The 11,936-nt window shown below is 48.9% G+C and carries 10 protein-coding genes; 8 read left to right on the top strand and 2 right to left on the bottom strand.

The window, feature by feature from the left end; genetic code table 11:
• The first annotated feature begins 30 nt into the window (after positions 1–30).
• The 8 genes from ACFOZ5_RS05570 to ACFOZ5_RS05535 all read left to right on the top strand — a co-directional run bounded on the left by ACFOZ5_RS05570 (position 31) and on the right by ACFOZ5_RS05535 (position 9,924).
• On the top strand, positions 31–1,167 hold the full coding sequence (locus tag ACFOZ5_RS05570) for a glycosyltransferase family 4 protein (protein ID WP_379886026.1): 1,137 nt from the start codon (positions 31–33) through the stop codon (positions 1,165–1,167).
• 46 nt (positions 1,168–1,213) lie between these two features.
• A complete protein-coding gene (locus ACFOZ5_RS05565) occupies positions 1,214–2,158 on the top strand; it encodes a glycosyltransferase family 2 protein (RefSeq protein WP_379886025.1) in 945 nt (314 codons plus the stop codon).
• Positions 2,155–3,135 carry a glycosyltransferase family 2 protein gene (locus ACFOZ5_RS05560; RefSeq protein ID WP_379886024.1) on the top strand — a complete coding sequence of 327 codons (981 nt, stop codon included), beginning with the start codon at positions 2,155–2,157 and terminating at the stop codon, positions 3,133–3,135. The genes ACFOZ5_RS05565 and ACFOZ5_RS05560 overlap by 4 nt, the downstream gene beginning before the upstream one ends.
• Before the next feature lie 28 nt (positions 3,136–3,163).
• Positions 3,164–4,045 (top strand): polysaccharide pyruvyl transferase family protein, encoded by an 882-nt coding sequence (locus ACFOZ5_RS05555; protein WP_379886023.1) that lies wholly within the window; start codon positions 3,164–3,166, stop codon positions 4,043–4,045.
• On the top strand, positions 4,023–4,967 hold the full coding sequence (locus tag ACFOZ5_RS05550) for a glycosyltransferase family 2 protein (RefSeq protein WP_379886022.1): 945 nt from the start codon (positions 4,023–4,025) through the stop codon (positions 4,965–4,967). The genes ACFOZ5_RS05555 and ACFOZ5_RS05550 overlap by 23 nt, the downstream gene beginning before the upstream one ends.
• Positions 4,968–5,025: 58 nt before the next feature.
• Positions 5,026–6,978, top strand: a complete 1,953-nt coding sequence (locus ACFOZ5_RS05545; RefSeq protein ID WP_379886021.1) for an acyltransferase family protein — start codon at positions 5,026–5,028, stop codon at positions 6,976–6,978.
• A 148-nt stretch (positions 6,979–7,126) separates the two neighbouring features.
• On the top strand, positions 7,127–8,680 hold the full coding sequence (locus ACFOZ5_RS05540; RefSeq protein WP_379886020.1) for a golvesin C-terminal-like domain-containing protein: 1,554 nt from the start codon (positions 7,127–7,129) through the stop codon (positions 8,678–8,680).
• Between the two features lie 38 nt (positions 8,681–8,718).
• Positions 8,719–9,924 carry a hypothetical protein gene (locus ACFOZ5_RS05535; protein ID WP_379886019.1) on the top strand — a complete coding sequence of 402 codons (1,206 nt, stop codon included), beginning with the start codon at positions 8,719–8,721 and terminating at the stop codon, positions 9,922–9,924.
• Between the two features lie 45 nt (positions 9,925–9,969).
• On the opposite strand, the gene ACFOZ5_RS05530 is transcribed toward ACFOZ5_RS05535, so the two are convergent.
• Both ACFOZ5_RS05530 and ACFOZ5_RS05525 read right to left on the bottom strand, forming a co-directional pair.
• On the bottom strand, positions 9,970–10,923 hold the full coding sequence (locus ACFOZ5_RS05530) for a glycosyltransferase (protein ID WP_379886018.1): 954 nt from the start codon (positions 10,921–10,923) through the stop codon (positions 9,970–9,972).
• A 15-nt stretch (positions 10,924–10,938) separates the two neighbouring features.
• Positions 10,939–11,934 carry a CapA family protein gene (locus ACFOZ5_RS05525; RefSeq protein WP_379886017.1) on the bottom strand — a complete coding sequence of 332 codons (996 nt, stop codon included), beginning with the start codon at positions 11,932–11,934 and terminating at the stop codon, positions 10,939–10,941.
• Positions 11,935–11,936: the final 2 nt, after the last annotated feature.

Below are 11,936 nucleotides of genomic sequence, written 5' to 3'. Positions count from 1 at the left end.
GAGTACACGCCAAGACAGGTTGAAGGAGCTATGAGAAAAGTTCTGCTGATTTCTGAAATTTTTCCCCCTGTCCATGGCGGCAGCGGTCGATGGTTCTGGGAGATCTACCGGCGCTTCCCTGTGGGTACGATAGAAGTTCTCACCAACGACGTGAGCGGCGGCAGCGATACTGACAAGGGCTTTCCGCACCCCGTACACCGGCTCGCCGGAATGGCTGCCCCATCCTGGGGAGTCCGCTCTCTGGAAGGACTGAAATACTACTACCGCCTCTGGAAGAAGCTTGATGCTCTGGTTCGTGAGGGGGAGATCGCCCAGGTTCATTGTGGCCGGGTCATACCGGAGGGCATGCCGGCGCTTTTCAACAAATTTCGCCGGGGAGTCCCTTACACCTGCTATGTCCATGGAGAAGATGTGGAAGTGGCGCGAACAAGTCGGGAGATTACGCTGTTGACCCGCCTGGTCTTGCGGCATGCAGAGCGAATCGTGGCCAATAGTGAAAATACCGCGAACATCCTCAGGAAATGGTGGGATATTCAGGACCATCGCCTGATCGTCATGACGCCCGGGGTTGATGTAGAGCGATTTGTTCCAACGGACTCAACCCGACCTGATCATTGGTCAGGTCAGAGCGTCATTCTGACTGTCGGGCGACTTCAGCAAAGGAAAGGCCAGGATATGATGATCCAGGCATTACCGGTGATAAGAGAGGCGATACCCAATGTCCTTTACTGTGTGGTTGGCGGTGGAGCAGAGGAAGGTCGTCTGCGCGAACTGACAGCGTCACTTGGAATAACCGATCATGTCGAGTTTGCCGGCGAAATGACTGACGATCAGATGCTGGCATGTTACCAGGGTTGTGATTTGTTCGCGTTACCCAACCGAAGGGTGCACAACGACGATGAAGGGTTCGGCATGGTGCTATTGGAAGCACAGAGCTGCGGCAAACCTGTATTGGCAGGGAATGCCGGGGGTACCCGGGAAACACTGACCGAGGAGACGGGGGTTATTGTCGACTGTACCAGTCCCGAGCCATTGGCAAGTGCCGTTATTGAGCTTTTGCAGGATGATAAGAGACTGGGGCGGATGGGGTTGGCTGGCCGCGAGCATGCGGCCCAGCGGTTCTCATGGAAAGGGCTGGCAGAGCAGGCCATGGCTAGACTGGCCTGATTGCTCCGTAAATTATGTGTTGAATATTCACCAGAGGGAATGCGTTGTGGGTGAAACGATCTCAGTGGCAATGCCGGTGTTTAACCGTGCCGAATGGATAGGGCAGACTCTGGATCATATATTCAACCAGACTGTGCCTGTTGATGAGGTTGTTCTGTGTGATGATGGATCGACCGACGATCTTGATGCAGCGCTGGCACCCTTCCGGGACCGTGTTACTCTGTTGCGAATTGAAAACAGTGGCCCCGCCATTGCCAGGAAAACCGCTATCGAACACGCAACTGGCGACTGGATTGCCTTGTGTGACAGTGATGACTTCTGGGAAAGCCATCATATTGAAAACTTCGTGAACGCCCATCGTACCTATCCCGAGAGTGATCTTTATTTTTCCAACTTTAGACAGTCGGACCAGCCAGGCATAACCAAATTTCAGCAGGCTCCTGCAGGATGGTTGAAGGATCTTTCGAAGTGCCCCGACCATCAGGGTGCCGCCTATATTTTATGCCGCCATCCCTTTCTTCAATCATTGCTTGAGTTCCAGGCGTGCTTCCAGTCTTGTCTGATCTTCCGAAAGTCGCTCTATACTGACATCGGCGGTATCAAACCATATGTCTCCCGGTGGCGCTCTGAAGACTTCCATCTAACGGCCAGAATGGCTGCGCGAGCGTTCGCGGTCACCAATACGGAAGCGACGGTACTAATCAATAAACACCCTGATAACTTCTCTTCAGAGTACATCCGAAACCTGGAGGGGGAAGTGAATATTCTTACAGATATCATGGACCAGAGACTGGTTCCCCAATCCTCGCTGAAAATCATCGCTAACACGATAATCAACTATAAGCGAAGACTATTTCGAGCATATTACTGGTCTGGACAGTATGGGGAAGCAGTGAATATCTCCCGGCGGATTTCCTTTGGTCATCTAAACTTGCGAGATTATGTGCGTCTAACGTATTCGTATGTCCTAAGCACATGGAAGAGATCATGAAAGAAAATCTCCCACTGGCCGCAAATAAAATCAGCCTAGAGCCGAAGCCTTTTTTTAGCATTATAATGCCCTGCTTTAACTCTGAGGCCTTCCTGGAACAGAGCATTCAATCGGTGCTGGCTCAAAGTGAGAAAGACTTTGAGCTGATTATAGTTGACGACGGGTCGACGGATAATTCAGTCGATATCGTTCAGGAACTCGCTGCCACTGACACCCGGATACGGTTGTCGAAAAACCAGGGCAAGTCAGGTGCATCCGGTGCTAGAAACAGAGCGGCGGATTTGGCACGAGGGGAATGGCTTTGCTTTCTGGATAGTGATGATAAGTATACAACGTTCGCTTTAGGCCAAAGAAAGAAAGCGATTTCGAAGCTACCCGAGTGTCAGTTTTTTAGTTCGAATTTTTTTATATGGTGGGCCGCTGACAAAAAGGTGCTGCCACAAACCGTTAACAACCCATCGTGGTTCCAGTACTTTCAAGGTGGCAAGGAATCTGGCGTTAAAATATTGGATCAGGATGTTGTTCCTGTCTTTATAAAACACCCATTAGCATGGACCGGTGGGGTAACCATCACTAAGTCGCTATTTGAAAGGCTTGGTGGCTTCGATGAGGAATTGATAAGGGGAGAAGATGATCATTTGTGGATCAGGGCGTCGAGGGTAAGTTCATTGGTAGGCCTTATCGAAAGAGCCGATGCTTATTATCGGCAACGTCCAGGCAGCCTATCTCTGGGAAGTGCCTCACTGTCACCCTATACTTTGAAAATGATCAAGAAGTTAATGGATGACCCTCTGTTTGATGACTACAGACTTTTGCTAAAAGAAAAACTCGACCTTGAGGCATACTTGTTATCACTACACTTTCGGGAGTGCGGAGACAGGTTGTCGGCCTTGAGATTTGCGCTCGAAAGCTGGCTGGCTTCGTCGTTTTCTTATAGAAGATTTCGAAACCTAATCGGGGCGGCATTGCTTCGATAGTCACGAAAAGTCAATCTGAGAGGGTTAAATGTCTATATTTTATTATGATGGATTTTCGAGAGATGGAAGTGGCTCAAATTTTGGAGATGATATTAATCCGTTTTTAATGGCCAGGTTGCTCGATCATAGGATCGTAGAAAATAAAAATTTATGTGTGATGGGTGTGGGGACTTTGTTAAATGATGAAAATATAAAGAATCTGAGTAGGTTCTCCAAGAAGATAGTATTCTCTACGGGTGCAGGATATGGCGGTCTCACTTTAGAGCTTGATTCAACCTGGGATGTAGTGTGTGTGAGGGGTGAAGGGACAGCTCGTACTCTTGGAGTCGATTATGAAAAAGCCATCTGTGACGGAGCAGTACTTCTATCGAACTATTTTGATGTTGTGCCAGAATCCTGTAGAGTAAGAAAAGTCACCTTTATTCCCCACATTAAAACTCATCGATTAGCCGGTAAGGTCTTGTGTCAGGTTGCGGAAAGCCTTGGTATAAATTATCTGTCCCCCGATATTAACCAAATTGATTTTATTGAGCAGGTTTCCCAGTCCAGGCGTGTTATAACGGAAGCAATGCACGGTGCTATACTTGCAGACACTATGAGAGTGCCTTGGCTTCCTGTTCATTTCTTTGAACATAATCAGTTTAAATGGGAGGACTGGTTTCGGTCTGTTAGTCTTGACTACTATACTAATGCCATCAATTTTTCGATCTGGAACCCACCAGGAAGTGTAATAAAAAGGGCTATTAAGGCCCCCTATCAAGGCTTAAAAGCCTGGGGAGTGTCCGAAAGAATGAAAGAATGGTTGACGACAGGTGAGTTTGTCCTTAGCAAAGACAGTGTGCTTTATGAGAAAAAGCGACAATTAGGTGAAAGGGTTGATTATATAAATGAAAAGTACGCCGTTAGTTAGCGTTATAATGCCGGCTTTCAATTCCGAGTGCTATATTGGGGCCAGTGTCGAGTCGGTTTTATCGCAAGATTTTGATAATTTTGAACTGATCATCGTTGACGATGGCTCTACCGACAAGACAAAGTTAGTAATAGATGAGGTCATTGGAGATGATTCTCGAGTTCGCGTGCTGTCCAATGGTGGCTCAAAAGGTGTCAGTGGTGCAAGAAACACTGGAATCGCTGAGGCTAAAGGAGATTGGATAGCGTTTCTTGATAGCGATGATCTTTGGTGCAAAGAATCATTGAGACGGCGGGTTCAGACTGCTGAGCGGTATGGAGATTGCGAAGTAATTACTTCCGACTACAATATATGGTATCCTGGTGAGATTGGTCGAGAGTACCCCATAAGTTGTCATAATAGTGTTTGGAGAAAATATTTATCTGAAGCCAACTCCAGCGGGGCTTGTCTGGTCTTTCGAAAACCTGTTGAGGTCTTTATAGAGTCCACTCTAACGCATACTTCTGTGATCATGGTTAAATCAAGTTTATTGAGGTCGTTGGGAGGATTTGATGAGTCTTTGAAAACCTATGAAGATGTGTTTCTCTGGTTAAAACTGGCAGCATATTCAAGAGGCATCGTTTATATTCCATTTGTTGGTGCTAAATACCGTCAAAGGGATGGTAGCTTGACACATTCTGGTGAGCCCGAGGCTAAAGCTGCAGCTGTTGTGTTTGGAAAGTTGCTGAGAGACCCCGCTTTCTACGAATATAGAGAAGTCCTTCAAAAAAATATTAACCATCATTTGTTGCTTAGCACTTATTGGTATCGGAATAATGGGCATAAAATCAAGGCAATAATGTCTGCACTGCATAGCGTGTTTAACAACCCCGGGGATCGGCGTGCGCTGAGGAACTTGTTGGCAAGCCTTCTTCTTCGTTGATTTGGTTGTATAATCCAATGATGTTTCGGTAAGAGCTGCGGGCAGGGAATTGTACGATATGGCTCAAATAAAGTATCTGGCTCAGTTAGACGGGCTTCGTGCATTAGCTGTACTGGCAGTCATCGTGTTCCACTCGCGGGCCGACTGGTTACCGGGTGGATATGTGGGCGTCGATGTGTTCTTCTTCCTGTCAGGCTTCCTGATTACCCAGATTGTCGTCCGGAGCCTCACTTCGGGCAAGTTCTCCTACCTGGACTTCATCGCTGGACGTTTACGGCGATTGTTTCCTGCCTACGCAGTCATGGTCTGCGCCTGTCTTCTGGTGGCGCCATTGATTCTCTTGCCCGGGGAGTTTGAGCGCCTTGCCGAAACGGCCCTGGCATCGCTACTGTTCCTTTCCAATATCTTCTTTTACCAGAACCTAGGGTATTTCGACGCGGCTGCGGAGCATCAGTTGCTTCTCCACACATGGTCCCTGGCGGTAGAGTGGCAGTTCTACTTGGCCTTCCCCTTGGTGCTTTGGGCTGCACATCGGCTTTCCGGTCGTGTTGTTCCGGCGCTTGTCGTATTGGCAATCGCCAGTCTGATGTTCAATCTCGTGGTGACGCCGGTTAACTCCCAGTTCACGTTTTTTATGTTCCCTCCCAGGGCCTGGGAACTGATCGCTGGCGGTTTGCTGGGGCTCGCATACATGAACCGAAAGCTGATGGGCCGTGAGCGAACAGGCTGGACAGTGGCCGGTGTATTGCTTCTGGCCGCTTCTGTGGCTTTGTTTGATGAGACCACGCTCTTTCCGGGGATTGCCGCAACCCTCCCGACCCTCGCAACCGGCATCCTGGTGTTCAATACCGTCAGGGGAGAAGGTGGGCTGCTTACGTCGCTGTTGTCTTCCAGGCTCCTTGTCCTGATTGGGCAAATGTCCTATTCCCTTTATCTATGGCACTGGCCAGTGCTGTTGTATGCGCGTTTCTACTTTGGTGACCATCTTGCCGTATCCCAGCTCCTGCTCTGCTGGACCATAACGATCGGGCTTTCCTACCTTTCATGGCGATGGGTTGAGTCAGCCCTGCGCCGGCATCGCTGGTGGTCGCTGCAATGGCGGGCCTATGCCGGTGCCGTGGCCATGTCTCTCCCGGTTGCGGTGGGTGCCGGTATGGTGATGCTGAACGACGGTTATGGGCGCCGGTTGCCGGATCAAGCGCGCGAGCTGGTCAACATCGTAAAATGGCCGGATGTAGGGCGGTGTTCAACGGACTACAAAGAGGACCAGTATCACGACTGTACGCTTGGATCAGGATTGGAGCCGGCGACAATCCTTATATGGGGCGACTCTCATGCACAAACGCTAATCTGGGCAGTGACCGAAATCGCTGAACAACGAGATATCAACATCCGTCATGTAACAAAGGGCGGTTGCCCTCCTGTTTTCTATGGGGTCGTGCCCTCAACAGGGATTGATAAGGATGCATGCCTGAGTGCCCAGAAGGCTGCCTGGAGGATTATCGATTCTGACCCGAGCGTTTCTACCGTGCTGATATCAGCGCGGTGGCCTCTCTACGAAGGAGCCTCAATGATGACGGCAGAGACGCAACCGGTAAAACGTTTCGAAGGCGCTCTCTCAGAGACAATAAATGCACTGCTGCAGCGGGATCTCAATGTTATTTTGGTTGATAGCTTGCCGGAACCGGGATTCGACGTTTCCAACGTCCTGGCAAGAAGGGCTCTGCTTGAGCAATCAGTACCTGACAGTTTTCAGGATCAACGGCCACCTTTTAAAAGCCTGGATTTCATCAAGAGCATCAGTGACTCGAGGTTTTCCGTATTGCGGTTGAACAACGTCCTCTGCAGCGCGGGCCATTGCCCGATTTCGGAAGGCGGAGAAGTTCTCTACTTCGATGGCGATCATCTTGCCAGAGCCGGCGCCAGTAAGCTTGCTGCCCCCATTGAGAACGCACTTTTCCCTGATCGGATTGAGGCAGGCATCAGTGAAGCTTTGCCTGCCCGGGAATAGTTTGTCTCTCTCAGAACCCTGTGCATTGAGAGGTTATCTATAAGAACAAACCCATCTAAAGCGCGACTCGCTGTGTACCGAATTTATGCCAAGCTTCAGTATATGGATGGCTCTTGCGGTTTTTCGGTTCCCGATGGAGGTTACAACTATGTTCAAAGCGGGCTTGGTCATATCAGTAATGGGGGGAGCGCTCATCGTTTCGGGATGTGCAACCCGGCCTGCTGATGAACCGTTGGATGACCTGGATCCAACAGCCGCCGGACCCGGTGCCGGGGAAATCATTGTTGATAATGAGGATGCATCTTTTTTTATTGACGGGCCCTGGGTGACGTCGACCTCAACAGGGGGCTATCTTGGTGACAGCTACCATGTGATTGCCAGAGGGACAGGAGAGAACTCGGCTGTATGGAATCTGGAAACTATCGCGACATACGATATATATGCCAGGTGGACTGCATACTCGAACCGGGCCAGTAATGCTGAATATCTTATACATTATATTGATGATACGAGGTCATCTGCCATCGATGTCGTTACCGTAAATCAACGTACAGACGGTGGGCAGTGGGTAAAGCTGGGCACCTACCGTCTGTCTTCGCTCACCGGTCGTGTGGAACTTACCGATGCAGCTAACGGATACGTGGTAGCGGATGCCATCCGTTTTGTACCGGTAGAGGCTGTTGAAACCGTGGATACGGACGGTGATGGCATGGGTGACGCTTTTGAGCAGCAATATGGTCTTAATGTAAACGATCCATCTGACGCGCTTGAGGATCTTGACGGTGATGGACTGACAAACCTTGAGGAGCACGACCTGGGAACCGACCCGACGTTCTGGGATACAGATGGCGATGGCATCGGCGATAGCTATGAAGTCAGTTATGGGCTGGATCCGCTTGTCGATGATGCATCGCTGGACGCCGATGGTGACGGGTTCACCAATCTGGAAGAGTTTGATGCCGGCTCAGGAGCAAATGATGCCGCAAGTGTGCCGGGGGCCGGGCCTTTGATCACATGGAATGCGCCGATCGAACGTCTCGACGGCTCACAGCTTGACGCGGGTGCCATCGCTTATTACGAGGTTGAGTATCGGCCGATTATGGAAGAGGCTGGGGTGATTGTCGACGACGCCTCTGGATACTTTGAGATGGTCGGGGCGAGTATAGCTCCCTCTTCACACACACCGGGTTATCTGGGCGAAGGCTATCACCCGATTCCGGAAGGTGCAGGAAACGTTTATGCTCGCTGGAATTTTTTTGAACTGCAGCCCGGAATTACCTACCAGGTTGAGTCACGATGGTCAGCGGCCCGGAACCGTTCAACCAATGCTAAATACCGGGTGCGTTTTGCGGGTGATGCTGGCGAGCAGATCGTTGAAGGCGCGCCGGTTGACCAGACTCAAAATGGTGGCCAATGGGTAGAAGTGGCAGAGTTCACGCCAACCGACGGCAATGCAGCCGTGGAGCTGCCCAGCTCTCCAGACGGCTATGTGATTGCCGATGCGGTTCGTCTGACACCTGACCCTGAGGCCCTTAGTGCGGTGTTGTCCGTGGAACCGGTGAACCCGACGCCCGGATCCGAACAAAGCATCAGGCTTGAACAGGAGCTGCAAGGCGGCCAATGGGTGTTTAGAGTGCGGGCGGTAGATGAGAAAGGTGTCGCCAGTGAGTACAGCGAGCCTTTGAGTGTGTCATTTCCGTAAGGCTGAGTTTTAATGATTCGTGACTTGGAACCGCTATAATGCGCGACCTTAATACGATTTTGATTTCAGAAGGAATGGGTATGAATCTTTATCGCAGTTTACTAGTTCGGTTCGGTATTGCTTTTTTCTTTTGTGGGCCACTAACTGCTGGCGCAGAAGTGATATTTCAAGAAGACTTTGATTCTCAGTCCGATTTTACAAGTACGATGCATACTTTGGAAAAGGCCCAAAGAGTGACAACTGGCCATATCCTACCTGAGGGGTGGAACGCGCTCTATCAAGGAACGCAGTGGTCGCCTGAAACCGGTTACCCGGATAATCACGCCTCATTGGAAATACTGGCTCGAAATGCCGATAAAGCCTATGGTGGCCAAGGCAAGTCAGCAGTAATGTGGCGTGAATCTTATTCACTGGGGTGGAGAAACTGGGCCTCTGATAGTCAGCTCATGAAATATCTGGAAGCCGGTTATGACGAGCTCTATGTTGAGTTCGACATCAGTTTTTCCGAGAACTTTTACGGTCGAAATAACGCTTCAAACTACGCATCAAAGCTGTTCAGGATCGGGAGCTGGACCGGTGAAGGTAGTGAGTTTAATGGTGCCGCAGGAGAACTAGGGCCGGTAGTCATCTGGGATTATAAGCGTGATGCCTATGGTCTTCGTAACGTTATTTCCTTTCGGGGAGGGCCTTACGGAGAATATTATTATTTTAAAGATCAGTATGCTACAGATGTTTCATGGAGTTTTTCCTCTGACTTGCGAGGAATGGCAGTGGGAGGGGGAGATCCCGAACTTTACGCGGTGGATGGTGAAACGCCACTGGTTTCCATGAAGGCTTCGAGCGTCACCCATGATGATGTTTTTGGACCTCCTGGAAAGTGGACCAAAGTGGCATTCTACGTAAAGTTGAACTCCCAGCCCGGCATAGCCGATGGTGTTTTTCGTCAATGGATAAATGGTGAAAGAATAGTCAACAAAGAAAATGTGCCTTGGATATTAGCTAACGACCAAAACAAGATGGCGAAATGGAACTATTTTGCGATTGGTGGGAACGACTATTTTCAACCCTATGATAACTCAGTCAGGTTTGAGGACTGGTATGCGTTTGATAATGTTGTAGTGTTGAACAACATGCCCGGAAGCGTTCCGGTAGGGGATGAAGCTCCAGAAACTGGCGCAGGCGGGAGCGTTGCTCCCTCCAGTGATATGGCACCAGCGCCACCGTCAAACCTTTCAGTCCAGTGAAGTTGGAGTGAGCATCAATTGATTCGGCGCTTGGTCAGTTGATGCTTAATTTGATTTTCCTTTGTTACGGATTAACGGCTTTAAAAGTCCAATCGATCTTGCGACGAGGTAAAGAAAGTCCAAGAAAGCGATCCCTAGGCTATCTTTAAGAGACCGGGGCGTGAATCTTGTCAGAAATAATCGTTTTAATGATAGCGTCATGCTGAGTGCTGCCATAGACGTCAAGCCAAGGACTGCGAACTGAATCTGACTTGAAAGGATGCCAAATAAACTCGTGAAAGAGCTCAATATAAAAAAGACTATGATCCAGAAAGTGTAGTCTCTTATGGAAGATTTAATAAACAGAAGATAGTTCTCCGAGTGCCAGACCTGCCTTCTTAAAAAATCCCCTATTGTCTGAGGGTTTCCTAGATGGACTACCGAAAGGTCCTGGCTTATATTTACGGTCTTGCCTTGTCGACGAAACTTATCTGATAAATCAGAATCCTCGCCGGACGTCATTTCTTCGTTAAATCCGCCGACTGATTTAAAGTCGACCGAGCGGACAAAGATACACCCGCCAAGCAGGTCTGGTTGTATTCTTGGATGGTTTGGGTTTTCAAGTAGCCATAAACGTTCCACCCAATTAGCGTGTTCTCTCGTTTTGTAGGGGCCTCCAAAAATACAATTCTTATTTTCCGACAACCGCCTAATGCCTCGATACACCCAATCACGGTCAACAAGGCAGTCGGCATCAACAAATATTATGATGTCCGAAGTAGACTCTTTTACGCCCCGATTGCGGACAGCCCCTACATTGCCATTTGTGAGAGTCAGCACTTTATCGGCGTATCTATGGGCTATCTGAGGGGTACGGTCTGATGATGCATTGTCGACAACAATGATTTCAATCAGGTTGCTAGGGTAATCCGATTGGCGTAATGATATCAACGTTTGTTCTATGTATTGTTCTTCATTGAATGCGGGGATTACTATTGATACAGACGGTAGCATTTCCATCGAATTGACTGTGCCTTATATTTTTCCGGTGAGCTTTTTGATAATAAATTGTGTTTTGAGTTTCCGGTTTCCTTTGAAGAAATCTCTAAAAAACTTAATCAACTTTCTCTTTTGTTCGCCCCTCATGTCTCGACCAAGGTCGTATAGTTTGAGAGTATTGTTAAGCTCAACTGGTGATCCGGATGGGACTGGACGACCGCCGTCTTCAGAAATTGTGACTGGCCAAATGCGACAAGTCGTGATCTCGGTTTTGCTCAGCTCTATGTCCAGTATTCCTGATTTAAGCAATCGCCAATCCCAGAAAAGATCAAATACAAAGTTGCCTAGGGAGGGGGCTGCAACAAAATTGCCATTCTTCCACAACTCATAGAAAAGGTGAGGATGGGACCCAATCACACCCCTGACCCCGGCTTTGTAAAGCTCATTAATAATTCTTTTTTGGTACGCTAAAGTGCCAGTAGATGACTCGAGGCCCCAATGCAACATAACGAAGAGGTGGTCTACGGAACTCACGCCTTCTCTGGTTCGGTCGAAAAATTTATCGTCCAGCTTTTGATAGCATTTTTGTGAAATATCAGTATTGTCTGGTACGTCGGAGGCGGCTAGAAAGCCTACAGTTTGTGAGCCGATTATTACTTTAGTCAATTCTTGGTTATTGATACCAATGGGCGCTATTCCTAAACGTCTTAGATTTATAACTGTTTCTTCAAATCCCTCAGCTCCATGTTGTACGGTGTGGTTGTTCGCTAGTTGTAAAATGCTAAATCCAGCTTCTGAAAGGTAATTCGCGTGTTTGGGAGCCGCCCTAAGCACAGCACTTTCCACCAGTCCAGGTATGTACCCGTGATCGGTAATCGATGCTTCGAGGTTGCCGGCTACCAGATCCGCTTGTGATAGAATGTCCTTCACGCCGGAAAATATATCGGAATTATCTAGATAGCTTCTGGGGCCGTGTCCGAATGCCGTGTAGTATTCGCCTAGATTAATATCACCTACGAACATTATTCTCATAG

It is taken from the genome of Marinobacter lacisalsi (assembly GCF_042651045.1).
Classification (GTDB): Bacteria; Pseudomonadota; Gammaproteobacteria; order Pseudomonadales; family Oleiphilaceae; genus Marinobacter; species Marinobacter lacisalsi.
This window is presented reverse-complemented; position numbering and strand designations above follow the sequence as displayed.

Excerpts from the sequence above, each read along its gene's own strand:
- ACFOZ5_RS05570 (WP_379886026.1), top strand. The coding sequence starts at position 31 with ATGAGAAAAGTTCTGCTGATTTCTGAAATTTTTCCCCCTGTCCATGGC.
- ACFOZ5_RS05560 (WP_379886024.1), top strand. The coding sequence starts at position 2,155 with ATGAAAGAAAATCTCCCACTGGCCGCAAATAAAATCAGCCTAGAGCCG.
- ACFOZ5_RS05555 (WP_379886023.1), top strand. The coding sequence starts at position 3,164 with ATGTCTATATTTTATTATGATGGATTTTCGAGAGATGGAAGTGGCTCA.
- ACFOZ5_RS05550 (WP_379886022.1), top strand. The coding sequence starts at position 4,023 with ATGAAAAGTACGCCGTTAGTTAGCGTTATAATGCCGGCTTTCAATTCC.
- ACFOZ5_RS05545 (WP_379886021.1), top strand. The coding sequence starts at position 5,026 with ATGGCTCAAATAAAGTATCTGGCTCAGTTAGACGGGCTTCGTGCATTA.
- ACFOZ5_RS05540 (WP_379886020.1), top strand. The coding sequence starts at position 7,127 with ATGTTCAAAGCGGGCTTGGTCATATCAGTAATGGGGGGAGCGCTCATC.
- ACFOZ5_RS05535 (WP_379886019.1), top strand. The coding sequence starts at position 8,719 with ATGCGCGACCTTAATACGATTTTGATTTCAGAAGGAATGGGTATGAAT.
- ACFOZ5_RS05530 (WP_379886018.1), bottom strand. The coding sequence starts at position 10,923 with ATGGAAATGCTACCGTCTGTATCAATAGTAATCCCCGCATTCAATGAA.
- ACFOZ5_RS05525 (WP_379886017.1), bottom strand. The coding sequence starts at position 11,934 with ATGAGAATAATGTTCGTAGGTGATATTAATCTAGGCGAATACTACACG.